The organism is Acidimangrovimonas pyrenivorans, assembly GCF_042643245.1.
In the GTDB taxonomy this organism is placed as follows: domain Bacteria; phylum Pseudomonadota; class Alphaproteobacteria; order Rhodobacterales; family Rhodobacteraceae; genus Acidimangrovimonas; species Acidimangrovimonas pyrenivorans.
Genome location: NZ_JBHRSK010000014.1, coordinates 41,426 through 66,602, shown reverse-complemented (window position 1 = coordinate 66,602; position 25,177 = coordinate 41,426). Strand labels below are relative to the sequence as shown.

At 69.5% G+C, this 25,177-nt stretch carries 21 protein-coding genes; 10 read left to right on the top strand and 11 right to left on the bottom strand.

The window, feature by feature from the left end; genetic code table 11:
* Positions 1-8: 8 nt before the first annotated feature.
* Positions 9-1,355, bottom strand: coding sequence for a substrate-binding protein (locus ACFOES_RS16015; RefSeq protein ID WP_377834355.1), 1,347 nt, complete (start codon positions 1,353-1,355; stop codon positions 9-11).
* Between the two features lie 550 nt (positions 1,356-1,905).
* Here ACFOES_RS16015 and yghU point away from each other — a divergent pair.
* Positions 1,906-2,775: a glutathione-dependent disulfide-bond oxidoreductase gene (gene yghU / locus ACFOES_RS16010; RefSeq protein WP_377834353.1), complete on the top strand. Its 870-nt coding sequence runs from the start codon at positions 1,906-1,908 to the stop codon at positions 2,773-2,775.
* Between the two features lie 48 nt (positions 2,776-2,823).
* On the opposite strand, the gene ACFOES_RS16005 is transcribed toward yghU, so the two are convergent.
* The 7 genes from ACFOES_RS16005 to chvE all read right to left on the bottom strand — a co-directional run bounded on the left by ACFOES_RS16005 (position 2,824) and on the right by chvE (position 11,950).
* Positions 2,824-4,344: an aldehyde dehydrogenase (NADP(+)) gene (locus tag ACFOES_RS16005; RefSeq protein ID WP_377834351.1), complete on the bottom strand. Its 1,521-nt coding sequence runs from the start codon at positions 4,342-4,344 to the stop codon at positions 2,824-2,826.
* 25 nt (positions 4,345-4,369) lie between these two features.
* Entirely contained in the window at positions 4,370-5,290 is a 921-nt protein-coding gene (locus ACFOES_RS16000) for a Gfo/Idh/MocA family protein (protein WP_377834349.1), read from the bottom strand.
* Positions 5,291-5,297: 7 nt separating this feature from the next.
* Complete coding sequence (gene araD, locus ACFOES_RS15995; RefSeq protein ID WP_377834347.1) at positions 5,298-7,040, bottom strand: L-arabinonate dehydratase; 1,743 nt, start codon at positions 7,038-7,040, stop codon at positions 5,298-5,300.
* Between the two features lie 11 nt (positions 7,041-7,051).
* Positions 7,052-8,014 (bottom strand): AraD1 family protein, encoded by a 963-nt coding sequence (gene araD1 / locus ACFOES_RS15990; RefSeq protein WP_377834345.1) that lies wholly within the window; start codon positions 8,012-8,014, stop codon positions 7,052-7,054.
* 8 nt (positions 8,015-8,022) lie between these two features.
* Complete coding sequence (gene mmsB / locus ACFOES_RS15985) at positions 8,023-9,264, bottom strand: multiple monosaccharide ABC transporter permease (protein ID WP_377834343.1); 1,242 nt, start codon at positions 9,262-9,264, stop codon at positions 8,023-8,025.
* Positions 9,265-9,266: 2 nt separating this feature from the next.
* The gene (gene mmsA / locus ACFOES_RS15980) at positions 9,267-10,805 is read right to left on the bottom strand and encodes a multiple monosaccharide ABC transporter ATP-binding protein (protein ID WP_377834341.1); all 1,539 of its coding nucleotides are present in this window, start codon (positions 10,803-10,805) and stop codon (positions 9,267-9,269) included.
* 77 nt (positions 10,806-10,882) lie between these two features.
* The gene (chvE, locus tag ACFOES_RS15975; protein ID WP_377834339.1) at positions 10,883-11,950 is read right to left on the bottom strand and encodes a multiple monosaccharide ABC transporter substrate-binding protein; all 1,068 of its coding nucleotides are present in this window, start codon (positions 11,948-11,950) and stop codon (positions 10,883-10,885) included.
* A 152-nt stretch (positions 11,951-12,102) separates the two neighbouring features.
* Here chvE and ACFOES_RS15970 point away from each other — a divergent pair, with 152 nt between their 5' ends.
* Entirely contained in the window at positions 12,103-13,056 is a 954-nt protein-coding gene (locus tag ACFOES_RS15970) for a LysR family transcriptional regulator (protein WP_377834337.1), read from the top strand.
* A gap of 297 nt (positions 13,057-13,353) precedes the next feature.
* On the opposite strand, the gene ACFOES_RS15965 is transcribed toward ACFOES_RS15970, so the two are convergent.
* From ACFOES_RS15965 to ACFOES_RS15955, 3 genes are read right to left on the bottom strand one after another with little or no spacing between them, the layout of a single operon-like run.
* Positions 13,354-14,226 carry an SMP-30/gluconolactonase/LRE family protein gene (locus ACFOES_RS15965; protein WP_377834335.1) on the bottom strand — a complete coding sequence of 291 codons (873 nt, stop codon included), beginning with the start codon at positions 14,224-14,226 and terminating at the stop codon, positions 13,354-13,356.
* On the bottom strand, positions 14,223-14,843 hold the full coding sequence (locus ACFOES_RS15960; protein WP_377834333.1) for a 2-dehydro-3-deoxy-6-phosphogalactonate aldolase: 621 nt from the start codon (positions 14,841-14,843) through the stop codon (positions 14,223-14,225). Before ACFOES_RS15960 ends, ACFOES_RS15965 begins: the two co-directional genes overlap by 4 nt.
* Entirely contained in the window at positions 14,840-15,748 is a 909-nt protein-coding gene (locus ACFOES_RS15955; RefSeq protein ID WP_377834331.1) for a 2-dehydro-3-deoxygalactonokinase, read from the bottom strand. The genes ACFOES_RS15960 and ACFOES_RS15955 overlap by 4 nt, the downstream gene beginning before the upstream one ends.
* Positions 15,749-16,114: 366 nt before the next feature.
* On the opposite strand from ACFOES_RS15955, the gene ACFOES_RS15950 reads away from it, so the two are divergent.
* The 8 genes from ACFOES_RS15950 to ACFOES_RS15915 all read left to right on the top strand — a co-directional run bounded on the left by ACFOES_RS15950 (position 16,115) and on the right by ACFOES_RS15915 (position 25,090).
* On the top strand, positions 16,115-16,816 hold the full coding sequence (locus tag ACFOES_RS15950; RefSeq protein WP_377834329.1) for a FadR/GntR family transcriptional regulator: 702 nt from the start codon (positions 16,115-16,117) through the stop codon (positions 16,814-16,816).
* On the top strand, positions 16,813-17,850 hold the full coding sequence (locus ACFOES_RS15945) for an ABC transporter ATP-binding protein (protein ID WP_377834326.1): 1,038 nt from the start codon (positions 16,813-16,815) through the stop codon (positions 17,848-17,850). Before ACFOES_RS15950 ends, ACFOES_RS15945 begins: the two co-directional genes overlap by 4 nt.
* Entirely contained in the window at positions 17,847-18,929 is a 1,083-nt protein-coding gene (locus ACFOES_RS15940) for an ABC transporter ATP-binding protein (RefSeq protein WP_377834324.1), read from the top strand. The genes ACFOES_RS15945 and ACFOES_RS15940 overlap by 4 nt, the downstream gene beginning before the upstream one ends.
* Before the next feature lie 96 nt (positions 18,930-19,025).
* Positions 19,026-20,540, top strand: coding sequence for an ABC transporter substrate-binding protein (locus tag ACFOES_RS15935; protein WP_377834322.1), 1,515 nt, complete (start codon positions 19,026-19,028; stop codon positions 20,538-20,540).
* 62 nt (positions 20,541-20,602) lie between these two features.
* Complete coding sequence (locus tag ACFOES_RS15930) at positions 20,603-21,547, top strand: ABC transporter permease (RefSeq protein WP_377834319.1); 945 nt, start codon at positions 20,603-20,605, stop codon at positions 21,545-21,547.
* The gene (locus ACFOES_RS15925) at positions 21,544-22,428 is read left to right on the top strand and encodes an ABC transporter permease (RefSeq protein WP_377834317.1); all 885 of its coding nucleotides are present in this window, start codon (positions 21,544-21,546) and stop codon (positions 22,426-22,428) included. The genes ACFOES_RS15930 and ACFOES_RS15925 overlap by 4 nt, the downstream gene beginning before the upstream one ends.
* Before the next feature lie 94 nt (positions 22,429-22,522).
* Positions 22,523-24,310, top strand: coding sequence for a gamma-glutamyltransferase family protein (locus tag ACFOES_RS15920; RefSeq protein WP_377834315.1), 1,788 nt, complete (start codon positions 22,523-22,525; stop codon positions 24,308-24,310).
* A 15-nt stretch (positions 24,311-24,325) separates the two neighbouring features.
* Positions 24,326-25,090: a DUF1028 domain-containing protein gene (locus tag ACFOES_RS15915; RefSeq protein ID WP_377834313.1), complete on the top strand. Its 765-nt coding sequence runs from the start codon at positions 24,326-24,328 to the stop codon at positions 25,088-25,090.
* Positions 25,091-25,177 lie beyond the last annotated feature (87 nt).

Genomic DNA, 25,177 nt, shown 5'->3' with positions numbered 1-25,177 from the left:
CTTCTAGATCAGGCGCCCGAGTTGCATTGGCCGAGGTCGCCGCCGGCGAAGAACTTGTTGTCCGGCTCGTACATGACCTTGTCGACCGGCGTGACCTGGGCCACGTTCAGCAGGTCATACTCGTTGTCCGGCTTCTCGTTGCCGGTGACGACCAGCACGTCCTTGAAGCACTGGTGGTCGGCGGCGCGATACAGCGTCGGGCCGTTGCCGAGGCCGTCGAACTTGAAGCCTTCCAGCGCCTCGACGACCGCGCAGGGATCGAAGCTCTTGGCGCGAGCCACGGCGTCGGCATAGAGCAGGGTCTGCACGTAGCAGGTCTGCGCGGCCTGGCTCGGCGGGACGCCGTATTCCTTGCCGTAGGACTGCACGAAGGCCTTGGTGCCCTCGTCCGGCAGCTTCCAGTTCCAGTTCGACGAGCCCGGGATGCCCTTGATGTTCTCGCCGGCGCCCTTGGCCATCAGTTCCGAGATCAGCGGCACGACGATCTCGAACTGCTTGCCGTTGACCATCTTGTCGCGCATGCCGAACTGCACCGCCTGGGTCAGCGAGTTCACCATGTTGCCGCCGTAGTGGTTCAGGATCAGCACGTCGGCGCCCGAGTTCAGCACCGGGGCGAGGTAGGACGAGAAATCGGTCGAGGCCAGCGGCGTCTTGACGTCCTGCACCATCGACCAGCCGGCATTCTCCATGAATTCCTTCATCGAGGCCGCCTGGGTCCAGCCCCAGGTGTAGTCGGCGGTCAGCATGTAGAACTTGCGGTCGGCGCCGTACATGTCCTTGAGCACCGGCGCCAGCGCGGCGGCCGACATGTAGGCATCGAAGAAGTGGCGGAAGCCGTTGGCCTTCTTGTCCTTGCCGGTGGTGTCGTTCGAGTGGGTCAGGCCGGCCATGAAGATGATGCCGGCTTCCTGGCACAGGCCCTGCACGGCCACGGCGACGCCCGAGGACGAACCGCCCGAGATCATGATCGCACCGTCCTTCTCGATCATCGACTTGGCCGAGGCGCGCGCGGCGTCAGACTTGGTCTGGGTGTCGCCGGTGACGTAGCCGACCTTGCGGCCGAGGATGCCGTTGCCCTCGAGCACCTTCGAGGAGAAGGTGTTGAGCATGCCGCCGTCGCCCTCGCCGTTGAGGTGCTTGACCGCCAGCTGGAACGCCTTGAGCTCGTCGGCGCCCTCGTCGGCATAGGGGCCGGTCTGGGGCACGTTGAAGCCCAGCGTCACCGCGCTGGCGCCCGGGGCATTGGTGAAGGCCCGCGCCTGCGAGGCGGTGAAGATCGTGGGCATGGCGAGGCCCGCGCCGGCAACGAGGCCGGTCTTCAGCACGCGGCGGCGAGACAGATCTGTTTTGGACATGATGTTCCTCCCGTTTATCCGAGCGGGGCAAGCACCTCCTCATTGCGCGTACCCCTGTTCAGCCCGGCGGCTGCCGACGGACCGAAGTGATCACATGTTGGGGGCAGATGGAAAATTTCGCAACAACTCTTTATTAAAAAATGATTTTTCTGTAAATAACTCGACAGATTTTGTGTCAAGCTGTAAAAAGATTTGCTCGCAGACGCAGAAAATGCACCCCGGCCTCGCCGCGCTCAACGGCAAATTCCTCCCTAGCGGCAAGCGATTAGGCCAAGTTCGACACAACCGCCACGGCGCCTGTCCGGTGGGTGACAAAATCCTCCGTCAGGCCCGCCGGCCGGGCCCGTCCCGACCCCGGCGCGACGAGAGCGCGCGAAATGGGCTACGGCGCCTTGTCCTGTCGGCGCCGGCACGGGCGCGCCTTCCGACTCGGCCGCCGCAATCCGCGGGCGGTTGCCTTCGGCGCCCGGCGGGATAAGTCTGGCCCTGCAGGACGAATAGCGCGACACGGGACCGGCCCGCCCGGCCCCGCCATCCGAAGGAATGCGAGATGACCGAGACGACCTATACCCCGCCCAGGGTCTGGACCTGGGACAGCCAGAGCGGCGGCAAGTTTGCCAGTATCAACCGCCCCATCGCCGGGCCGACCCATGACAAGGAATTGCCGGTCGGCCGTCACCCGCTCCAGCTCTACTCGCTGGCCACGCCGAACGGGGTCAAGGTGACGGTGATGCTCGAGGAGCTGCTGGCCCTGGGCATCGAAGGCGCCGAATACGACGCCTGGCTGATCAATATCGGTGACGGCGACCAGTTCGGCTCGGGCTTCGTCGCGATCAACCCGAACTCGAAGATCCCGGCGCTGATGGATCGCAGCGGCGAGACGCCCCAGCGGGTGTTCGAATCCGGCGCCATCCTGCTCTACCTGGCCGAGAAGTTCGGCGCCTTCCTGCCCGAGGACCATGCCACCCGGACCGAATGCCTGTCCTGGCTGTTCTGGCAGATGGGCAGCGCCCCCTATCTCGGCGGCGGCTTCGGCCATTTCTACGCCTATGCGCCCGAGAAATGGCAATACCCGATAGACCGCTTCGCGATGGAGGCCAAGCGCCAGCTCGACGTGCTCGACCGGCAACTGGCCGAGCGGCCCTTCATCGCCGGCGACGTCTACACCATCGCCGACATCGCGATCTGGGCCTGGTATGGCCAGCTCGTGCTCGGCCGGCTCTATGGCGCGGCCGAGTTCCTCGACGTCAAGAGCTACACCAACGTGGTGAAATGGGCCGAGACCATCGACGCCCGGCCGGCGGTGAAGCGCGGCCGGATGGTCAACCGCACCTTCGGCGATCCCGAGATGCAGCTGCACGAGCGCCACGACGCCAGCGATTTCGACACCAAGACCCAGGACAAGGTGGCGGCGGAGTAACCGCCCCACCCTGCCGCCCCGCCCGAACGCCGGGCGGGGCCGCGCCGGTCACTGGTCGCGCAGGTCCTCGGGCAGCAGCTCGGCCGGGATGTTCTGGTAGCAGACCGGGCGCAGGAAGCGCCGGATCGCCAGCGTGCCGACCGAGGTGGCGCCGAAATTGGTGCTGGCCGGATAGGGCCCGCCATGGACCATGGCGTCGCAGACCTCGACCCCGGTCGGGAAACCGTTGGCCAGCACCCGCCCCGCCTTGCGCTCCAGCACCGGCATCAGGCCACGCGCCTGCACCGTGTCGCCCGGCTCCATGTGGAGCGCACAGGTGAGCTGGCCCTGCAGGCTCTCGGCCACCTGCCGCATCTCCGCGGCATCCGCGACCCGGACGATCAGGCCCAGCGGACCGAAGACCTCCTCGCCCAGCGCGGCATTGGCCAGCCACTCGGAGCCGGTGGTCTCGTAGAGATAGGGCGTGGCGTTGCGCAGGTCGCAGGTGCTGGTCAGCACCTGCTGCACGCCCGCCGTCGCCGCCACCCGGTCACGGCCCGCGCGGTAGGCGCTGGCGATGCCCTCGGTCAGCATCACCTGTTCCGGCACCGCCGCCAGCGCCGCCTTGGCGGCCGCGACGAAGGCGTCGGCCTCGGGGCTGTCGGTGACGACGACGACGCCCGGATTGGTGCAGAACTGGCCCGCGCCCATGGTCAGCGAGCCGGCCCAGCCCTGGCCGATCTGATCCCCGCGCGCGGCAAGGGCGCCGGGCAGCAGGAACATAGGGTTGACGCTGCCGAGCTCGCCGAAGAACGGGATCGGCTCGGGCCGCCCGGCGCAGAGGTCGAACAGCGCCTTGCCGCCGCCGAGGCTGCCGGTGAAGCCGACGGCGCGGATCAGCGGATGGGTGACCAGCGCGGCGCCGACCTCGCGGGTGCTGCCCTGGACGAGCGAGAACACGCCCGGCTCCATGCCCTGCCGCGCGATGGCCTCGGCGATGGCCTCGGCGACGATCTCGCCGGTGCCGGGATGGGCCGGGTGGCCCTTGACGACGACGGGGCAACCGGCCGCCAGCGCCGAGGCGGTATCGCCGCCGGCGGTCGAGAAGGCGAGCGGGAAGTTCGAGGCGCCGAAGACGGCGACCGGGCCGAGCGGGCGCTGGATCATCCGGATCTCGGGCCGCGGCAGCGGCTGGCGGTCGGGCAGCGCGGCGTCGACCCGGCGGTCGAGATAGGTGCCCTCGCGGATATGGCTGGCGAAGAGGCGCAGCTGACCGGTGGTGCGGCCGCGCTCGCCCTCCAGCCGGGCCTCGGGCAGGCCGGTCTCGGCGACGCCGATGGCGGTGATCTCGGCCGCGCGCGCCTCGATGGCGTCGGCGATGGCCTCGAGCAGCGCCGCGCGCTCGGCCCGGCTGGTCCAGCCGAAGCTGGCGAAGGCGGCCTCGGCGGCCTCGACCGCCTGCGCGACCTCGGCCCCGGTGCCTTCCGAGACCTGCAGCGGCGCGCCGCTGACCGGGGCGGAGGCGAAGCGGGCGGGGCCGGGAACGCGGCGCCCGGCGATCAGGTGATCGCCGTGGAATTGCTTGGTCATATCCGTGTCCTTTCTCGTGCGGACGTCACTCGGTGAAGGGCGCCACGGCAACCTGGCGGCCGACGAGGAAGGCGTCGGCACAGAGCCGCAGCGGCGCGAAATCGGCATCGCTCTCGCGCGCGGCGACCAGCCGGGCGAAATGGCGATAGATCTCGGGATACTCGGCCTCGGCCGGCAGGTCCACCGGCGTGCCGTCGATGGCCATCTGCGCCCCGCCCATGCCCAGGGTCAGGCGCTGGCCCGAGGCCTCGACCTCGATATCCCAGGTCTGCACTCCCTCGTGGCGCCAGTCGAACGCGGCCGCCACGGGAACCGTGCCGCGCGCCGTCATCGCCAGTTGCGCCGCAATCGGGGTGGCGCAGTTCTGCGGCACTTCCAGCGTCGCGGCGCCGACATGGATCGCCCCGGGCAGGATCTCGGTCAGGATCGACAGCGCGTTGATGCCGGGATCGAAGACGCCGAAGCCGCCGGGCTGCCAGATCCAGGCCTGGCCCGGATGCCAGCGGCGGACGTCCTCCTTCCAGGTGATCGTCACCCGCTCGACCTTGCGCTCGGCGATCCAGGCCCGGGCCGGGGCGACGGCGGGGGCGAAGCGCGAATGCCAGGTGGCGAAGAGCACGACGCCTGCGTCGCGCGCCGCCGCAGATATGGTCTCGATCTCGCCCAGGGTCGCCGCCGGCGGCTTCTCGATCAACAGGTCGCGCCCCGCCGCGATGGTCTTCAGCGCCATCTCCAGCCGCACCGAAGGCGGGGTGCAGAGCGCCACCGGCCCCGCCGGCCCCTCGGCGAGGAAGCGGTCGAAATCGGTGAAGTTGGGCACGCCCTCGACCGTGCCGTGGCGCGAGACGGCAGCGGCGAGGTGGAAATCGGGGTTGCCGGCGATGGCCGGCAGGTGCTGGTCGCGGGCGATCTTGCCGATGCCGACGACGGTAACGGGAATGCTCATCTCTGCCTCAGTGACTTTCGCGGCCGACCGCGTTGCCGCGGCAGCCCTTGAGGAAATCCATGTCGGCCCCGGTATCGGCGCCCTCGACATGGTCGTGGTAAAGCTGGGCCCAGCCGCCCGGGGGCCGCTCGACCGGCGCGCGCCAGGCCTCGAGCCGCTCGGCCAGTTCGGCGTCCGAGATTTCCAGCTCGAGCTTGCGGTTCGGCACGTCGAGCGTGATCATGTCGCCGTCGCGCACCACCGCCAGCGGCCCGCCGCGCGCGGCCTCGGGGCTGGTGTGCAGCACCACGGTGCCGTAGGCGGTGCCCGACATCCGCGCGTCCGAGATCCGCACCATGTCGGTGATCCCCCTGCGCAGCACCTTGGGCGGCAGGCCCATATTGCCGACCTCGGCCATGCCGGGATAGCCGCGCGGGCCGCAATTCTTCAGCACCATGACGCAGCTCTCGTCGATATCCAGGTCCTCGTCGGCGATCCTGGCCTTGTAGTCCTCGATGCTCTCGAAGACGACCGCGCGGCCGCGATGGGTCAGCAGATGCGGGCTGGCGGCCGAGGGTTTCAGCACCGCGCCGCCGGGGGCGAGATTGCCGCGCACCACCGCGATGCCGCCCTGCGCGGTCAGCGCCTTGTCGAAGGGGCGGATGACGTCGTCGTTCCAGTTGCGGACGTCCTTGACCTCGTCCCAGATGCCGCCGCCCGAGACGGTCAGCGCGTCGCGATGCAGGCGCCCGGCCTCGCCCAGCGCCTTGATCACCACCGGCAGGCCGCCGGCATAGAAGAACTCCTCCATCAGGTATTTGCCCGACGGCATCAGGTTGACGATGGTCGGGATGTCGCGGCCCTGCCTGTCCCAGTCGTCAAGCGTCAGGTCGAGCCCGACCCGGCCGGCGATGGCCAGCAGGTGGATGACGGCGTTGGTCGAGCCGCCGATGGCGCCGTTGACCCGGATCGCGTTCTCGAAGGCCGGACGGGTGAGGATGTCCGAGGGCTTGAGGTCGTCCTTGACCATGTCGACGATGCGGCGGCCGGTCAGATGGGCCATGACCCGGCGGCGGCTGTCGACCGCCGGGATCGCGGCATTGCCCGACAGCGCCATGCCCAGCGCCTCGGCCATGCTGGCCATGCTGCTGGCGGTGCCCATCGTGTTGCACGAGCCCGCCGAGCGGCTCATCGCCTGCTCGGCCTCGAGGAAATCGGCCTCGGTCATGGTGCCGGCCTTGATCGCCTCGCTCATCTGCCACAGCGCGGTGCCCGAGCCGACGCGCTCGCCCCGGAACCAGCCGTTCAGCATCGGCCCGCCCGAGACCACGATCGCCGGGATGTCGACGCTGGCCGCCCCCATCAGAAGCGCCGGCGTGGTCTTGTCGCAGCCCGCCAGCAGCACGACGCCGTCGATCGGGTTGGCCCGCAGCGCCTCCTCGACATCCATCGCGGCGAGGTTGCGATACATCATCGCCGTCGGCCGCAAGGAGCTTTCGCCGGGCGAGAAGACCGGGAACTCGACCGGCAGGCCGCCGGCCTCGTAGATGCCGTGGCGCACCCGGTCAGCCAGGTCGCGCAGATGGGCGTTGCAGGGCGTCAGCTGGCTCCAGGTATTGCAGATGCCGATCACCGGCCGGCCGTCGAACAGGTCCGCCGGCAGGCCCTGGTTCTTCATCCAGCTGCGGTGGTAGATCGCGTCTTTCGAGGTGCCTTCATACCATTCCTGCGAACGCAGGCGGCGCGGCCAGGGGGCGGGGGTGAAGCTCATCTCGGGTCCTTTCAGAGCGCCTGCACCGCGACGTCGCGGGCGGGCTCTTCAGCCAGGGGATTGGTCAGCGGCAGGCCGAACTCCGGCGCCGCGATCTCGAAGACGTCGCCCGGTTCGGTGCGGATGCCGTCGCTGAAGGACAGCGTCGCGGTGCCGAACATGTGGACGTGGATGTCGCCCGGGCGGCGGAACAACCCGTATTTGAAGTGGTGATGTTCCAGGTTCGAGATCCAGTGCGACATGTTCGCCTCGCCCGAGAGGAAGGGCCTTTCCCAGATCGTCGCGCCACCGCGCCGGATGCGGGCGGTGCCGCGAATATCGGTCGGCAGATCGCCGACCAGCAGCTCCGGGCCGATGGCGGCCGGGCGCAGCTTGGAATGGGCGAGCCAGAGGTAGTTGCCCTTCTCGGTGACGTGGTCCGAGAACTCGTTGGCGAGCGCGAAGCCCAGCCGCCAGGGCGTGCCGTCCGGGCCGATCAGGTAGAGGCCGGCGATCTCGGGCTCCTCGCCGGCGTCCTGCGCGAAGGCGGGCGACAGCAGCGCCGCGCCCGGCCCGACCAGCGCGTCGCCGTTGCCCTTGTAGAACCACTCGGGCTGGACGCCCTCGCCGCTTTCCGGCTTGCCGCCCTCGATCCCCATGCGGAACATCTTCATGCTGTCGGTCATCTCGCCCTCGACCGCGTGCATCGCGTCGCGGGCCGAGGCCGAGCCGGTATGGGTCAGGCCGGTGCCGGTGAGGTGCAGATGGGCCGGGTCGGGATGTCGGACCGGCGTGTCGAGCTTGCCGGCGGCGAGCAGCGCCGGCAGGTCGACCGCTTCGCCCGCGCCCTTCGACGCGACCAGATCGGCCAGCCCCCTGCCCTGCGCAATCGCCTCCTGCGCCAGGGCGAGGATGGTGGTCGCTCCGGGCACCATGCGGGCGTCCTCGCCAATGCGGCGCACGACGCCGCCCTGTTTGAGCTGGGAAAGATGCATGGGCGGCCTCAGTGCGATTTGGATTTGTTGTAGACGTCGAAGATCACGGCAGCGAGCAGCACCAGCCCCTTGATCATCTGCTGGTAGTCGATGCCGATGCCGAGGATCGACATGCCGTTGTTCATCACCCCCATGATGAAGGCGCCGACCACCGCCCCGACGATGGTGCCGACCCCGCCGGACATCGAGGCGCCGCCTATGAACACCGCCGCGATGACGTCGAGCTCGAACGAGAACCCGGCCTTGGGCGTCGCGGTGTTGAGCCGGGCGGCGAAGATCAGCCCGGCCAGCGCGGCGAGGAAGCCCATGTTGGCGAAGCCGAGAAAGACCAGCCGCTCGGTATTGATGCCCGACAGCTTGGCCGCCTTCTCGTTGCCGCCGATGGCGTAGATGCGGCGGCCGGTGGTGGTCGAGTTGGTGACGAACATGTAGGCGACGATCAGCACCGCCATGGTTATCAGCACATTGGGCAAGCCGCGATAGGTGGCCAGCAGCCAGGCGATATAGGCGATGGCGACGGCGATCAGGACGTTCTTGCCGAGGAAGACGCCGAAGGGCTCGTCGGCCATGCCATGGGCGGCGGCGCGCGCCCGGTTGCGCCAGGCCAGCATCAGGATCGCCCCGGCGGTGATCAGGCCCAGCAGGAAGGCGAGCGCGTTGAGCCGGGCGAGGCCGAGCATCGGCGCGACCCAGGGGAAGATGTCGGGCACGAAGCCGGTCGACAGCGCCTGGAAGCCGCGCGGGAACGGCCCGACCGACTGGCCGTTGAGCAGCCACAGCGTCGCGCCGCGGAAGACCAACATCCCGGCCAGGGTGACGATGAAGGAGGGGATGCGCCAATAGGCGATCCAGTAGCCCTGGGCCGCGCCGACCAGCGTGCCGATGATCAGGCAGACCGGCAGCGCCAGGATCACCGGCCAGTGCCATTGCACGATCATCACCGCCGCCAGACCGCCGATGAAGCCGACGACCGAGCCGACCGACAGGTCGATATGGCCCGAGACGATGACCAGCAGCATGCCCAGCGCCATGATGACGATATAGCTGTTCTGCAGGAACAGGTTGGTCAGGTTGACCGGCTTCATCAGGGTGCCGTCGGTCATGATCTGGAAGAAGACCATGATCGCGACCAGCGCCAGCAGCATGCCGTATTGGCGCATGTTGTTCTTCAGATAGGCGCCGACCGTGCCCCGGCCCCGGTCCGGCGCGGCCAGCCCCGCCGCTTCGGCGATCGCAGGTTGTTCGTCCATTGTCACACGCTCTCCGTCATCGCAGCTTCGGCGGCCATGATCTTCTCCATGATCCGCTCCTGGCTGGCCTCCTCCCGCGTCAGTTCCCCGACGAAGGTTCCCTTGTTCATCACGTAGATCCGGTCGCACATGCCCAGCAGCTCGGGCATCTCCGACGAGATCACGATCACCCCGCGGCCCTGCTCGGCCAGCTGGTTGATGATCGCGTAGATTTCGTATTTCGCGCCGACATCGATGCCGCGCGTCGGCTCGTCGAGGATCAGCACCTGCGGATCGGTGAACAGCCACTTGGCCAGCACCACCTTCTGCTGGTTGCCCCCCGACAGGTTGACCACCTTCTGGAAGACCGAGGGCGTCCGGGTGCCCAGCGCCTTGCGATAGTCCTCGGCCACCTTGCGCTCGCGGTTGGCGTCGATCACGCCGCGGGTCGAGACCGCGGGCAGGTTGGCCAGCGTGGTGTTGCGCAGGATGGTCTCGTCCAGCACCAGCCCCAGTTCCTTGCGGTCCTCGGTGACATAGGCCAGCCCGGCGTCAACGGCGGCGGGGACCGAGCTGAGGTCGGCCGGCCGGCCGTTCAGGGTGGCGCTGCCGCTGATCTTCTGGCCCCAGCTGCGGCCGAACAGGCTCATCGCGAATTCGGTGCGGCCGGCCCCCATCAGCCCGGCGATGCCGACGACCTCGCCGCGCCGCACGGTGAGCGAGGCATTGCGGATCACCTGCCGGTCGGGATGCTGCGGGTGGAAGACGTTCCAGTCCCTGACCTCGAACAGCGTCTCGCCCAGTTCGGGCGTGCGCTCGGGGAAGCGGTGGGCCATGTCGCGCCCGACCATGTCGCGGATGATCCGGGCCTCGGAGATCTCGCCCCGGTCCATGTGCGAGACGGTGGCGCCGTCGCGCAGCACGGTCAGCCGGTCGGCGACGCGGTCGATCTCGTTGAGCTTGTGGCTGATCAGGATCGAGGTGATGCCCTGCGCCTTGAACTCGAGCAAGAGGTCGAGCAGCTTCTGGCTGTCATGCTCCTGCAGCGCGGCGGTCGGCTCGTCGAGGATCAAGAGCTTGACCTTCTTCGACAGCGCCTTGGCGATCTCGACCAGCTGCTGCTTGCCGACGCCGAGGCTGTCGACCGGCAGCTGCGGATCCTCGCGCAGCCCGACCTTGGCCAGCAGCTCCTCGGTCCGCCTGTAGGTCTGGTGCCAGTCGATGGCGCCGCGCCGGGTGATCTCGTTGCCGAGGAAGATGTTCTCGGCGATCGACAGCAGCGGCACCAGCGCCAGTTCCTGGTGGATGATGATGATGCCGCGGGCCTCGCTGTCATGGATGCCGCCAAAGGCCATCGGCTGGCCCTCGAACAGGATCTCGCCGTCGTAGCTGCCATGGGGATAGACCCCGGACAGCACCTTCATCAGGGTCGACTTGCCGGCGCCGTTCTCGCCGACGAGGGCGTGGATCTCGCCCGGCATGACCTGGAAGGTGACGTCGTCGAGCGCCTTGACGCCCGGAAAGGTCTTGGTGATGCCGCGCATCTCTAGGATCGGGACCATGGCCTCGTCCGTCTTTGAATTGAAGGGGGCCCCGCCACGGGGAAGCGGCGGCGGGGCCAGTCGGCCGATGTCGGGGATTACATCAGCTGTTTCTTGGTGTAGTAGCCCGAGCCGACGAGCACCTTCTCGTAGTTCGACTTGTTCACCAGAACCGGCGGCAACAGGTAGGACGGCACCACCTTGACGCCGTTGTTGTAGGTCTTGGTGTCGTTGACCGGCACCTTGCCGCCCGAGAGCATGGCGTCGACCATCTCGACGGTGACCTTGGCCAGCTCGCGCGTGTCCTTGAACACGGTCGAATACTGCTCGCCCGCCTCGATCGACTTGATCGAGGGGATCTCGGCGTCCTGGCCGGTGACGATCGGCATCTTCATGTCGCCCGAGCCGTAGCCGACGCCCTTGAGCGAGGACAGGATGCCGATCGACAGCCCGTCATAGGGCGACAGCACGCCGTCGACATGCTTGTCGGTGTAGAAGGCCGAGAGCAGGTTATCCATCCGCGCCTGCGCCACCGCGCCGTCCCAGCGCAGGGTGCCGACCTTGTCCATGCCCATCTGGCCCGAGACGATCTTGATGTCGCCCTTGTCGATCATCGGCTGCAGCACCGACATCGCGCCGTTGTAGAAGAAGAAGGCGTTGTTGTCGTCGGGCGAGCCGCCGAACAGCTCGACATTCCACGGGTGGGTGTCGGGGAAGCGCTGCTTCAGCCCCTCGACCAGCGAATTGGCCTGCTCGATCCCGACCTTGAAGTTGTCGAAGGTGGCGTAATAGTCGACGTTCTTGCTGTCGCGGATCAGCCGGTCATAGGCGATCACCTTGATCCCCGAGGCGGCGGCGTTTTCCAGCGCGTTCGACAGCGTGGTGCCGTCGATGGCGGCGATCACCAGCACCTTGTCGCCCTTGGTGATCATGTTCTCGATCTGGGCCAGCTGGTTCGGGATATCGTCCTCGGCATATTGCAGGTCGGTCTTGTAGCCGGCCTTCTGGAACAGCTTGACCATGTTGTTGCCGTCGGCGATCCAGCGCGCCGAGCTCTTGGTCGGCATCGCGATGCCGATGGTGCCCTTGTCCTGCGCGGCGGCCGGCACGGCCGCCAGCGAGGCGCCAAGCGCCAGCGACGCCAGAATGGCGGTAAGTTTCCTCATCATGCTCCTCCCTATCTCCGGCACCGGGCCGATGGGCCCTTCGCTCCCACGGAGACTGATTCAAGCGGGCCGTCGTGACCCGGGCGCAGACTAGACAGGGGTATCCATACCGTTCAAATTACATCTAACGCATTCCTCATAACGATATCGGTATGTCAGATCCGAGAAACCTCGCCACCCGGCTACAGCTGCGCCACCTGCGGCTGATCGAGGCGATCGCCGCCCATCGCCAGCTCTCGCTCGCCGCCCAGGCGCTGGCGCTGACCCAGCCCGCCGCCTCGCGCACCCTGGCCGAGGTCGAGACGCTGGTCGGCGCGCCGCTTTTCGACCGCCACCCGCGCGGCATGACCCTGACCCCGGTCGGCGAGGGGCTGGCGCGCCACGCCCGCAACATCCTCGACGAGCTCGGCCATGCCGTCGAGGCGGTCGAGAAGCTGCGGCTGGGCACCGGCGGCGTGGTCCGGATCGGCGCCGTCACCGGGGCGGCGGTGGGCTACGTGGTGCCGGCGATCCGGCTGCTGAAGCTGACCGTGCCGGATGTCGAGCTGCATATCGACGTCGCCAACAGCCAGTCGCTGCTGACCGGGCTCGAGGCGATGCGCTACGACATGATCCTCGGCCGGCTGCGGCCCGAGGCCGATCCGGGCGAGTTCACGATCCAGCGGGCGCGGGGCGAGCAGGTGCGCTTCCTCGCCCATCGCGACAACCGCTTCGCCGGGCGGGCGCGGCTCGACCTCGCCGAGCTGGCGGGCAGCGACTGGGTGATGCAGGGACCGGGATCGCCGATCCGGCGCGCGGTCGAGGAGGCGTTCCTCGACCTCGGCGCGCCGGTGCCGTGGCGGGTGACCAACACCGCCTCGCTGCTGATGACGCTGGCGCTGCTGCGCAACCCCGACGTCGTCACCCCGGTCAGCCACGAGGTCGCCGATCTGCTGACCGCGACCCAGACCGACCTGTCGCGGCTCAACGTCACCGAGCCGGTCCATGTCGCGCCCTATTCGCTGATCACGCTGAAATCGCGTCACTTGTCGCCGGCGGCGATGCGCTGCCGCGACCTGCTGTCGGATATCCTGCTGCGGCAGCGGGAGAAGGCGCAGGCAGGGTGAGGCGGGGCGTCCTGTAGGCCAATCGCATTGCGCAGCGGAAGCAGGGCGAGCGCCTGACCGTGGGGTGGCGCTCGCAACGGCCGTGCTTTGCACTTTATGCCGGCCAAGCCCCTCCGCAAAACAAGCGTTGCGCCCCGCCCCCATAGCGCCAGCCCGCCGGGACGGGCCGGCGCTCGCCCAGCGTGTTTTACGCGTATCGGGCGAAGCAGCGCGAAGTGCGGACGGCGGCCTCAACGGCCCCAAGCGGCAACGCCAGCCCCGAGGCTCAGGCGCCCTCCAGCCAGCGACGTGCCCGCCCTAGAGCACCACCCGGTGCTCGACCTGGCCCTTCACCCCGACCTCGGCGGTGAAGGTCATGCCGCTCTGCGGGTATTGCGCCAGTTTCCCGGGCTCCAGCCCGTCCCGCGCCGTGGTGATGTAGAGCGTCGTCAGATCGGGCCCGCCGAAGGCCGGACAGGTGACCTGCGGTGCCGGCACCGTCACCTCGCGCAGCAGCCGCCCGTCCGGCCCGTAGGCCGCGACCCGGCTGCCGCGCCACTCGGCCAGCCACAGCACGCCATCCGCATCCATCACCGCCCCGTCCGGCACCCGCTTGTGGCCGGTCAGGTCGACCAGCACCTCCGGCTCGCCCACCGGCCAGCCGTCGCCGTCCAGCGCCACCCGCAGCACCTGCCGCTTCGGGCTGTCGGCGAAGCAGGCATGGCGGCCGTCCGGCGCGAAGCAGATCGCGTTCGACACGGTGATCGGCGCGAATAGCCGGCGCAGCTCGCCCCGGTACCAGCGCCAGATCGCGCCCGCCCCGGGCTCGGTCCGCTTGCCCATGGTGCCGATCCAGAAGCCGCCATGAGGGTCGGCCCGGCCATCGTTCGACCGCGTCACCGGGTTGTCGGCCTCGAGGTCGCAGACATGTTCCTGCGCCCCGGTCCCGATGTCGAAGCGGAGCAGCGCCCGTTCCGAGGCGATCAGCAGGCTGTCGCGGTCGATCCAGCCGGCGGCCGAGACATGGTCGTCGAACTGCCAGTGCCGGGTCGCGTCGCCGTCGCGGGTGCAAAGCCGTTTGCCAAGGATATCGAACCAGAAGACCTGGCCGCGCTCGGGGTGCCACAGCGGCCCCTCGCCCAGCGCGCATTCGGTCCGGTCGAAGACCTCGGCCTGCATCGTGTCCGTCATACCGTCACCCCCCTGCCGGTCGCCGCGTCATAGGCCGCCACGATCTCTCGCGCGCGCTCGGCCACCTCGGCCACCGTCCGGCCCGGCTTGAACAGCGCGGTGCCAATGCCGAAACCGTCGGCGCCGGCCGCGATCCAGTCGGCGAAATTCTCCGGCCCGGCGCCGCCGACGGCATAGACCTGGGTGCCCGGCGGCAGCACAGCGCGCAGCGCCTTCAGCCCCTCGGTGCCCATCAGGAAGGAGGGGAAGATCTTGAGCCCCGTCGCCCCGGCCTTGAGCGCGGCGAAGCATTCGGTCGGGGTCAGGACGCCGGGATAGCTCGCCAGCCCGGCCTCGCGGGTGGCGGCGATCACCTCCGGATCGGCATTGGGCGAAACCACCATGCGGCCGCCGGCCTCGGCCACCTGCCAGACCTGGTGGGCGGTCAGCACCGTGCCGGCGCCGATCAGCGCCTCGGCGCCGAAGGCGCGGGCCATGCGGGCGATGCTGTCGAAAGGCTCGGGCGAATTGAGCGGCACCTCGATCGCGGTGATCCCGGCGCCGATCAGCGCGTCGGCCATCGGTTCGGCCTGATCCGGGGTCAGCCCCCTGAGGATGGCGATGATCTTTCGGCTCATTGCGACGCTCCCTTCCTCTGCGCATGGGCGGCGGTCAGCCCCGCCCGGGTCATCTCGTCGCCGTCATACTGTTGCGGCAGCGCGCCCTGGGCGGTCAGCGCGGCGACATAGGTCCCGGCGATCCCGGCCGCACCGATCACGGCGATGTCCTGGCCCAGCCAGTAGGGCCGCGCCGCCGCCAGCTCGACCCCGATCAGCGCCCCGGACAGCCGCGCCCGCGCCGCCTCGGGCGCCAGCCCGGACAACAGCGCCTCGGCCCGCAGGGTGAACAGCCGGGCGCCGATCCGGTCGGGGCGCGAGATGGCATCCGAAAGAGCCTCGGCGAATGCGTCGTCGTCCCAGCCCGCGGCGGCCACCGAGTGGCGCAGCACCGACTGCTCGGCCAACAGCGCGAACAGCTCGCCGGTCATGAAGGTCTGGAAGCTGACCACCTCGCCGGCGCTGATCCGGGCCCATTTCGAATGGGTGCCGGGCAGGCAGAGCACGCCGTCGAAATCGGGCCGCGCCGCCAGCAGGCCGGCGATCTGTGTCTCCTCGCCGCGCATCACGTCGGCCGGGCTGGCCTGGCTGAGCCCGGCGATCAGCCGCACCGACAGGCGCGGATCGGAACACGGCGCCGCGATCATCGCGCCCGCATCCAGCGGCGTGCAGGGCACCGCGCGATAGGGCGCCTCGGCCCAGCCCTGGCGCGCGCCGACCATGCCGCAGGCGATCACCGGGGTCTGACGGCCCTCGGCCAGCCAGCCGCCGACGAGGTCGAGCAGCGCCGGTTCGAACCCGTCGCGGGACAGCCCGTTCATGCCGGCATCCGAGGCCGCGGTGGCCTGCACCTCGCCCGCCGCCGACATCGCCCAGGCCCGCAGGTGGGTGGTGCCCCAATCGACCGCAATCCAGTCCGCCAGCATCTCAGCTCCTTCTCTGCCTGCCTCGGCCTGTGGCCGTTCTAGTCGATCCGGCGCGCGCATCAATGACGTTTCCGCCAGCGGGCCGGGCCGCGCCGGCTTTGCCAAAGTTGCGCGGGCCCCGCCCGATTCGCAGTATCGGGCACCGGGGCGCCATCCTGACGCGCATAAAAATTAGCCATGCCCGGCCGCAAAGCGCCGGAATACACGCCGATTCACGCATTCCTCACATTTTCGTTGACAGCAAGGCCGAACCAATTTCACTTTGGTTTGCACCAATGAGACATTGATCCGGCACAGGGATCAGCGGCACCGCGCCGCGTTCCGCCCGCCCTGCAAGACGCCCGGAAGGACGCCCCGAAGGATACCATGACCGAGAACGCCAACACCGTCCTGGCCCAGATCCGCCGCATCATCGACGCCGGCGGCAGTGACGCCGACGGCCGGCTGCCGACCGAACGGACGCTCTGCGCCCAGCTCGGCGTCGGCCGGCGCGAGCTGCGCTGCGCGCTCGAAGTGCTCGAGGCCGAGGGGCTGATCTGGCGCCGCCAGGGCAAGGGCACCTTCATCGGCCAGCCACCGGACCCGACGGGCGTGCTCGCCGCCGACATCGTCGCCGCCACCGACGCGCTGTCGGTGATGGAGGCGCGGCTGTGCATCGAGCCGACGCTGGCGGCGCTCTGCGCCGAGCGCGCCTCGACCGACGACATCGGGCGGATGCGCCACCTGGCCGCCAAGATCGGCCCGCATCCGAATTCCGAGACGGCGGAAATCTGGGACGGCGCGCTGCACCGGATGATCGCCCGCGCCGCCGGCAACCAGATCCTGCTGACCGCCTTCTCGCTGGTCGACGAGGTGCGGATCCGCGAGGACTGGCAGCGGGTGCGCGACCAGGCCCGGTCGGACGAGACCACAAGGCTCTACCACCGCCAGCACGAGGCGATCATCGACGCCATCGAGGCCCGCGATCCCGACACCGCCCGGCAGGCGATGACCGAGCACCTGAACCGCCTGATGCGCAATCTCGAGAAGACGCTCGACGCCAAGCTCCCCGACGGAGGCGCCGCATGACCTCCCCCTCCGACGCCCCGCTGCTCGACGTCCGCCACCTGTCGATCCGCCCCGACGGCGCCCCGCGCGACCTGGTCGACGACCTGTCGTTCCAGGTCCGGGCCGGCGAGACCCTGTGCATCGTCGGCGAATCCGGCTGCGGCAAGAGCCTGAGCGTGCTGGCGCTGATGGGCCTGCTGGCGACCCCGCCGCTGCGCCTGACCGGCGGCGAGGCCTGGTTCGAGGGCCAGGACCTGCTGGCGCTGTCCCCACGGGCGCTGAGCCGGGTGCGCGGCGACCGGATGGCAATGATCTTCCAGGAGCCGATGACGGCGCTGAACCCGGCGCTGAAGATCGGCGAGCAGATCGCCGAGGCGGTGCGCCGGCATCGCGGCCTCGGGCGCGAGGCGGCGCGGGCCGAGGCGCTGGAGGCGCTGCGCCGGGTCCGGATCCCGGCGCCCGAGAAGCGGCTCGACGAATATCCGCACCAGTTGTCGGGCGGCATGCGCCAGCGGGCGATGATCGCCATGGCGCTGGTCAACGCCCCCGCCCTGCTGATCGCCGACGAGCCGACCACCGCGCTCGACGTCACCATCCAGGCCCAGATCCTCGACCTGATGCGCCAGCTCAAGGACGAGACCGGCGCGGCGCTGATCATGATCACCCATGACCTCGGCGTGGTGGCCGAAATGGCCGACCGGGTGGCGGTGATGTATGCCGGCAAGGTGGTCGAGACCGGCTCGGCCCGGGCGATCTTCGACGATCCGCAGCATCCCTACACCATCGGCCTGATCAGCTCGATGCCGTCCTTCGGCGCCGAGGAGCAGAAGCTGGTGACGATCCCCGGCGTGGTGCCGACCCCGGCCGAGATGCCCGAGGGCTGCCGCTTCGCCTCGCGCTGCCCCTTCGCCGGGCCCGACTGCGCCGTCCAGCCGCCGTTGACCGATGTCGGAAGCGCCCCCGGGGCCGACCACGCGGTCGCCTGCTGGCGCGCGCCGCTGGAGGCCGTCACCGGCGCCGCCGCGACGCCCGCCACCGAGGAGGTTTCCGCATGACCGCCCCCGAGATCATCCTCGAGGCCGACGGCCTCGCCCGCCGCTTCACCACCCGCAAGCCGCTTTTCGGCGCGCCGACCGTGGTGCGCGCGGTCGACGGCGTCTCGCTCCGGATCCGGCGCGGCGAGACCTTCGCCATCGTCGGCGAATCCGGCTGCGGCAAGTCCACCCTCGCCCGGGTGCTGGTCCGGCTGATCGACGCCTCCGACGGGACCGTGACCTACAAGGGCCGCGACATCACCCGCCTCGAAGGCCCCGAGCTGCGGGCATTGCGCTCCGAGCTGCAATTCATCTTCCAGGACCCGTTCTCGTCGCTCAACCCGCGCATGACCGTCGGTGCGCTGATCGAGGAGCCGCTCAAGGCCCACGGCATTGGCACGCCCGCCGAACGCCGCGCGCGGGTCGCCGACCTGATGCGCAAGGTCGGGCTCAACCCGTTGACGATCAACCGCTATCCGCACGAGTTCTCGGGCGGCCAGCGCCAGCGCATCGGCATCGCCCGGGCGCTCGCCACCGGGCCCAGGGTGCTGGTCGGGGACGAGCCGGTCTCGGCCCTGGACGTCTCGATCCAGGCCCAGGTGATCAACATCCTCGAGGACCTGAAGCAGGAATTCGACCTGACCCTGATCGTCATCGCCCATGACCTGGCCGTGATCCGCCACATGGCCGACCGCGTCGCGGTGATGTATCTGGGCGAGATCGTCGAACTGGCCCCGGCGCGCGAGATCTTCGCCGCCCCGCGCCATCCCTATACCGAGGCGCTGGTGGCGGCGATCCCGCTGCCCGATGTCGGCGCCCGCGCCGCCATGGCCCGGGTCGAGGGCGACCTGCCCAACCCGATCGCGCCGCCCCCGGGCTGCCGCTTCCACCCGCGCTGCCCCTACGCCCAGCCGCGCTGCGCCGCCGAACGGCCGGACCTGCGCGCCCTCCCCGGGCAGGAGCGCCAGGTCGCCTGCCACCGCGCCGGGGAACTGGAGCTTCAGGGCCTCGCCGCCGTCTCCCCGCAACGCAGCCCCGCCACCGCCCGCCGCTTCGATCTCTACCGCGCGGCGCGCAAGGGGGAGCAGGCGGCGCCCTGAGTTTTCTCCCCCTTTCCACCACCACTCACCCCATACCCGCGACCCACCACCACTCACGAAACCCCCGCGGCCCATACCAACAAGGAGTTAAAGAAAATGAAGACACCCGGACGCAAACTTGCCCTCGCGGCGATGCTGGCGCTTGGCGCCAACGCCGTGATGGCCGCCGATCTGCGGATCGGCCTGCAGGACGATCCCGATATCCTCGACCCCGACCAGTCGCGCACCTTCGTCGGCCGGATCGTCTATGCCTCGCTCTGCGACAAGCTGGTCGACATCACGCCGGAGCTGAAGATCGTTCCGATGCTGGCCACCGGCTGGAAATGGTCCGATGACGGCATGGCGCTGACCATGACCCTGCGCGACGACGTCACCTTCCAGGACGGCGAGAAATTCGACGCCGAGGCGGTGAAGTACAACATCGAGCGCAGCCAGACCCTGCCCGAGAGCCGGCGCAAGAACGAGGTGAAGTCGATCGCCTCGGTCGAGGTCACCGACCCCTACACCGTCACCTTCCACCTCAAGGGCAAGGATGCGACGCTGCTGGCGCAGTTCGCCGACCGCGCCGGCATGATGGTGGCCCCCGAGGCGGCCAAGAAGGCGGGCGCCGATTTCGGTCTGCACCCGGTCTGCGCCGGTCCGTTCAAGTTCGTCGAGCGGGTCCAGCAGGACAAGATCGTGCTGGAGAAGTATGCCGGCTACTACAACGCCGACAAGATCCACTTCGACAAGGTCACCTTCCTGCCGATCCCGGACACCACCGTCCGCCTGGCCAACCTGCGCGCCGGCGATCTCGACATGCTCGAGCGTCTGGCGGCGACCGACATCGCCTCGGCCAAGGCCGACGCCAACCTGACCGTCGCCAGCGCCACCTCGCTCGGCTACCAGGGCATCACCTTCAACACCGGCAATACCGACGCGGCCAAGAACCCGTTCGGCGAAAGCGCCAAGGTGCGCCAGGCGCTGTCGCTGGCGATCGACCGCAACGTCATCAACCAGGTCGTGTTCAACGGCGCCTTCGCCCCGGGCAACCAGCCCTTCCCGCCGACCTCGTCCTGGTATGACAAGGACTTCCCGCTCCAGGGCCGCGACGTCGCCAAGGCCAAGGAACTGCTGAAGGAGGCCGGCTATCCGGACGGCGTCAAGATCCAGATCCAGGCGACCAACAACCCGGTCCAGCAGCAGCTGATGCAGGTGATCCAGGCCATGGCCGCCGAGGCCGGCATCAAGATCGACATCGTCGCCAAGGAATTCGCGACGCTGCTCAAGGACCAGACCGCCGGCGCCTTCGAGGGCAGCCAGATCGGCTGGTCGGGCCGGGTCGACCCGGACGGCAACATCTACGGCTTCGTCGTCACCGGCGCAGGGCTGAACGACGGCCACTACTCGAACGCCGAGGTCGACGCGGCGCTGAACGCCGCCCGCACCTCGACCGACCTGGCCACCCGCAAGGCCTCCTACGACAAGGCCCAGGCGATCCTGATGCAGGACCTGCCGATCATGTACCTCTACCACCCGGTGTGGTTCTGGGCGCTGTCGAAGAAGGTCGAGGGCTTCACCCCCTACCCCGACGGCATGATCCGCCTGCAGGGCGTCAAGTTCGCCGAGTAATCGGCCCCCGGGTCCGGCGGCCACCGCCGGACCCACCCACTCCGTTGCCAGAGGGCAGAACAATGCTCGGTTTCCTCACCCGCCGCATCCTGATCGCCATTCCGACGATCCTGCTGATCTCGGTCTTCGTCTTCGGGATGCAGAAACTGCTGCCCGGCGATCCGGTGCTGGCCATGGCCGGCGAGGAGCGCGATCCGGCGACGCTGAATTTCCTGCGCGAGAAATACCACCTGAACGAGCCGATCCCGGTGCAATACGGCCTCTGGGTCGGCAACGCGATCCAGGGCGACCTGGGGATCTCGCTGCGCACCCGCCAGCCGGTGCTGGAACTGATCGGAGAGAAGCTGCCGGTGACGATCCAGCTCGCCATCATGGCGCTGATCGTGGCGCTGGCGATCGGCATCCCGGCCGGCGTGCTCTCGGCCTACAAGAAGGGCACATGGGTCGACTGGATCGCCAACATCACCGCGCTGTCGGGACTCTCGATCCCGAATTTCTGGCTCGGCATCATGCTGATCCTGCTGGTCTCGGTCCGCCTCGGCTGGCTGCCCGCCTCGGGCTACGTGCCGCTGAGCGAGGACCCGATCCGCTCGCTCGAGACCATGATCATGCCGGCCTTCGTGCTCGGCACCGGCCTCGCCGCGACGCTGATGCGCCACACCCGCTCGGCCATGCTGGGGGTGCTGAAATCCGACTATGTCCGCACCGCCCGCGCCAAGGGCCTGGCCGAGAATGTCGTCCTCACCCGCCACGCGCTGCGCAACGCGCTGGTGCCGATCGTCACCATCACCACGCTGCTCTTCGGCGAATTGCTGGGCGGCGCCGTGCTGACCGAGCAGATCTTCACCATTCCCGGCTTCGGCAAGCTGGTCGTCGACGCCGTCTTCAACCGCGACTACGCGGTGGTGCAGGGCATCGTGCTGTGCACCGGCGTCGGCTTCATCGCGATGAACATCCTTGCCGATGCCGCCTACCGCATCCTCAACCCCCGCATGAGGGACGCATGAGTCTCGCCGAAACCACCGCCGCCCCCGCCGCCGATCCGGTCCCCGCGCGCCCGCGCAGCCGGCTGCGCGCCAAGCTGCTGGGCAATCCCGTCGCCCTGTTCGGCGCCGCGCTGGTGATCTTCTTCATCGCCATCGCCGCGCTGGCGCCGGTGCTGCCGATCCCCGATCCAATCGCCACCGACTGGATGGCGGTGCGCAAGGGCCCCTCGGCCGCGCATTGGCTGGGCACCGACGAGATCGGCCGGGACCTGCTGTCGCGGATGATCTGGGGCGCGCAGGCCTCGCTGCTGGCGGGCGTCGTCTCGGTTGCCATCGCGGTGCTGCTGGGCGTGCCGCTGGGCGTCGCCTCGGGCTACCTGCGCGGCTGGACCGACGCCGTGATCTCCCGCATCACCGAGGCGCTGCTGGCCGCGCCCTTCCTGATCCTCGCCATCGCGCTGGCCGCCTTCCTCGGCCCGTCGCTGACCAACGCGATGATCGCCATCGGCCTCTCCGCCATGCCGGTCTTCATCCGCCTCGCCCGGGCCCAGACCATGGCGGTGATGACCGAGGATTACGTCGAGAGCGCCCGCGCCATCGGGCTGGGCCACCTGCCGCTGGTCGGGCGCTACATCCTGCCCAACATCTTCGCCCCGATCCTGGTCCAGGCGACGCTGACCATCGCCACCGCGATCATCGCCGAGGCCTCGCTCAGCTTCCTCGGCCTCGGCCAGCAGCCGCCGGCGCCGTCCTGGGGCTCGATGCTCAACATCGCCAAGAACTTCCTCGAGCAGGCGCCGTGGATGGCGCTGTGGCCGGGGATCGCCATCTTCCTCGTCGTGCTCGGCTTCAACCTGCTCGGCGACGGGCTGCGCGACGCGCTCGACCCGCGCGACGGATGACCGCTGCCAGCACGGCTTGACGCCGGGGCGGCAATCGGAAACGGAACACGCGACGGCCGCGACAGACGGCCCACCGCAGACGGAAAGGGACACAATGACGTTCACAACGCGGCCTGAGATCCTGGGCACCCTCGGGGTTGCCACCTCGACCCACTGGATCGCCTCCTCGGTCGGCATGGCCATGCTCGAGAAGGGCGGCAACGCCTTCGACGCCGCCGTCGCCATGGGCTTCGTGCTGCACGTGGTCGAACCGCATCTGAACGGGCCCCTGGGCGACATGCCGGCGCTGATCCGCAAGGCCGGCGACGCGGCCCCGACGGTGATCTGCGGCCAGGGCGTCGCCCCGGCCGGCGCCACCATCGCGCATTACCGCGACGAGGGCCTGACGATGATCCCGGGCTCGGGCCTGCTCGCCACCGTGGTCCCCGGCGCCTTCGACGCCTGGATGCTGATGCTGCGCGACCACGGCACGATGAGCCTGCGCGAGGTGCTGGAACCCTCGATCCACTACGCCGCCCACGGCCACCCAGTGCTGGCCCGCGTCTCGGGCGCGATCGCCAACCTGGCCGAGTTCTTCCGCGACGAATGGCCGACCTCGGCCGCGACCTGGCTTCCCGGCGGCGAGGCCCCGGCGCCCGAAAGCCTGTTCCGCAACCCCGATCTCGCCGCGACCTGGACCCGGCTGCTGAGCGAGGCCGAGGCGGTCCCCGGCCGCGAGGCCCAGATCGACGCCGCCCGCACGGCCTTCTACAAGGGCTTCATCGCCGAGGCGATCGACAGCTGGATGCGCGAGGCCTGCGTCATGGACGCCGCCGGCGGTCGCCGCAAGGGCGTGCTGACCGGCGAGGACATGGCCAACTGGCAGGCGACTTACGAAACCCCGGTCAGCACCGATTACGAGGGCTGGCAGGTGTGGAAGGCCGGGTTCTGGACCCAGGGCCCGAGCTTCCTGCAATCGCTGAACACGCTGAACGGCATCGGCCTGGGCGAGATGGACCCGAACGGGGCCGAATTCACCCATACCGTGACCGAGGCGATGAAGCTCAGCTTTGCCGATCGCGAGGCCTATTACGGCGATCCCGATTTCGCCGACATCCCGGCCGAGACCCTGCTGTCGGCCGATTACGCCGCCGCCCGCCGCGCCCTGATCGGCGACAAAGCCTCGCTCGACCAGCGCCCCGGCGCCATCCCGGGCTACGAGGCCTGGGCCGAGGCCGCCATCGCCCGCGCCAGCCAGGAAACCGAGACCGCCGGCGCCGGCGCCGGCGAACCGACCATGGCCCACCTGACCCAGCGCCGCGGCGACACCGTCCATATTGACGTCATCGACCGCTGGGGCAACAGCGTCTCGGCCACGCCCTCGGGCGGCTGGCTGCAAAGCTCGCCGGTGGTGCCGGGACTGGGCATGCCGCTCAACAGCCGGGCGCAGATGTTCTGGCTGCAGGAGGGGCTTGGCACCTCGCTCAAGCCTGGCGCCCGGCCGCGCACCACGCTGACCCCGTCGATGGCGCAGGCGCCGGACGGCGCCCAGCTCGCCTTCGGCACCCCGGGCGGTGACCAGCAGGACCAGTGGCAGCTGATCTTCTTCCTGCGCCTCGTCCACGCCACCCGCAACCTGCAGGCCGCGATCGACGCGCCGCTGTTCCATACCGGCCATTTCCAGGCCTCGTTCTACCCGCGCGGCACCCGGCCCGGCCACCTGATGATCGAGCCCGCGGTCGGCGAGGCGGTGATCGACGACCTGCGCGCCCGCGGCCACAACGTGGAGGTCGCCGAACCTTGGACCGTCGGCCGCCTGACCGCCGCCCAGCGCGACGCCTCGGGCCTGCTGCGCGCCGGGGCGACGCCACGGCTGATGCAGGCCTACGCGGTCGGTCGCTGAGCGGGAGAGGCACAAATGACTTGGTCCATCGTCGCCCGTGACCCCGAGACCGGCGCCCTCGGCGTCGCCGTCGCCAGCCGCTTCTTCGCCGTCGGCGCCCTGGTGCCGCATATCCGCGCCGGCAAGGGCGCGGTGGCGACCCAGGCCTTCGTCAGCCCGCTCTGGGGCATCGAGGCCGCCGACCGCATCGCCCGCGGCGAGGCGGCGGCGAAGATCACCGCCGACCTGGTGGCGCGCGATGCCGGCCAGTCCCAGCGCCAGATCCACATGATCGACGCCGCCGGCCGCTCGGCCGCCCATACCGGGACCGACTGCATCGACTGGGCCGGCCACCTGATCGGCGACGGGGTCTCGGTCGCCGGCAACATGCTGGCCGGGCCGGGAGTCGTCGCCGAGACGCTGAAGAGCTACCAGGCCAATGCCGCCCTGCCCTTCGCCGAACGGCTGATGACGGCGATGGAGGCGGGCGAGGCCGCGGGCGGCGACAAGCGCGGCCGGCAATCGGCGGCTTTGCGCATCCATCGCGACCAGGACTACCCCTGGCTCGACATCCGCGCCGACGACCATGCCGACCCGCTGGCCGAGCTGCGCCGGCTCTACGCCGTGGCCCAGGAGCGGTTCCTCTACGTCGCCGAGATCCTGCCGACGCGCGAAAACTTCTCCGGCATGGCCGACCGCAGCCCGATCGACCGCAAGATCGCGGCCGAGGAAGAGCGCCGGGCCAAGGCCGGCCTCCCCAGCGCCTCGCACGCCTCGGGGCCGGTGACGCCCGCCGGCTGAACCGGTTGCGCCGCACCGGTGGCGCGGCGCAAGAAAGGGCGAGGGGCTGTCTGCCCCTCGCGCTCCCCGAGGATATTTTCGAGCAGA

Bases quoted from the DNA above. Each gene is read 5' to 3' on its own strand.
- ACFOES_RS16015 (WP_377834355.1), bottom strand. From the start codon at position 1,355: ATGTCCAAAACAGATCTGTCTCGCCGCCGCGTGCTGAAGACCGGCCTC.
- yghU (WP_377834353.1), top strand. From the start codon at position 1,906: ATGACCGAGACGACCTATACCCCGCCCAGGGTCTGGACCTGGGACAGC.
- ACFOES_RS16005 (WP_377834351.1), bottom strand. From the start codon at position 4,344: ATGACCAAGCAATTCCACGGCGATCACCTGATCGCCGGGCGCCGCGTT.
- ACFOES_RS16000 (WP_377834349.1), bottom strand. From the start codon at position 5,290: ATGAGCATTCCCGTTACCGTCGTCGGCATCGGCAAGATCGCCCGCGAC.
- araD (WP_377834347.1), bottom strand. From the start codon at position 7,040: ATGAGCTTCACCCCCGCCCCCTGGCCGCGCCGCCTGCGTTCGCAGGAA.
- araD1 (WP_377834345.1), bottom strand. From the start codon at position 8,014: ATGCATCTTTCCCAGCTCAAACAGGGCGGCGTCGTGCGCCGCATTGGC.
- mmsB (WP_377834343.1), bottom strand. From the start codon at position 9,264: ATGGACGAACAACCTGCGATCGCCGAAGCGGCGGGGCTGGCCGCGCCG.
- mmsA (WP_377834341.1), bottom strand. From the start codon at position 10,805: ATGGTCCCGATCCTAGAGATGCGCGGCATCACCAAGACCTTTCCGGGC.
- chvE (WP_377834339.1), bottom strand. From the start codon at position 11,950: ATGAGGAAACTTACCGCCATTCTGGCGTCGCTGGCGCTTGGCGCCTCG.
- ACFOES_RS15970 (WP_377834337.1), top strand. From the start codon at position 12,103: ATGTCAGATCCGAGAAACCTCGCCACCCGGCTACAGCTGCGCCACCTG.
- ACFOES_RS15965 (WP_377834335.1), bottom strand. From the start codon at position 14,226: ATGACGGACACGATGCAGGCCGAGGTCTTCGACCGGACCGAATGCGCG.
- ACFOES_RS15960 (WP_377834333.1), bottom strand. From the start codon at position 14,843: ATGAGCCGAAAGATCATCGCCATCCTCAGGGGGCTGACCCCGGATCAG.
- ACFOES_RS15955 (WP_377834331.1), bottom strand. From the start codon at position 15,748: ATGCTGGCGGACTGGATTGCGGTCGATTGGGGCACCACCCACCTGCGG.
- ACFOES_RS15950 (WP_377834329.1), top strand. From the start codon at position 16,115: ATGACCGAGAACGCCAACACCGTCCTGGCCCAGATCCGCCGCATCATC.
- ACFOES_RS15945 (WP_377834326.1), top strand. From the start codon at position 16,813: ATGACCTCCCCCTCCGACGCCCCGCTGCTCGACGTCCGCCACCTGTCG.
- ACFOES_RS15940 (WP_377834324.1), top strand. From the start codon at position 17,847: ATGACCGCCCCCGAGATCATCCTCGAGGCCGACGGCCTCGCCCGCCGC.
- ACFOES_RS15935 (WP_377834322.1), top strand. From the start codon at position 19,026: ATGAAGACACCCGGACGCAAACTTGCCCTCGCGGCGATGCTGGCGCTT.
- ACFOES_RS15930 (WP_377834319.1), top strand. From the start codon at position 20,603: ATGCTCGGTTTCCTCACCCGCCGCATCCTGATCGCCATTCCGACGATC.
- ACFOES_RS15925 (WP_377834317.1), top strand. From the start codon at position 21,544: ATGAGTCTCGCCGAAACCACCGCCGCCCCCGCCGCCGATCCGGTCCCC.
- ACFOES_RS15920 (WP_377834315.1), top strand. From the start codon at position 22,523: ATGACGTTCACAACGCGGCCTGAGATCCTGGGCACCCTCGGGGTTGCC.
- ACFOES_RS15915 (WP_377834313.1), top strand. From the start codon at position 24,326: ATGACTTGGTCCATCGTCGCCCGTGACCCCGAGACCGGCGCCCTCGGC.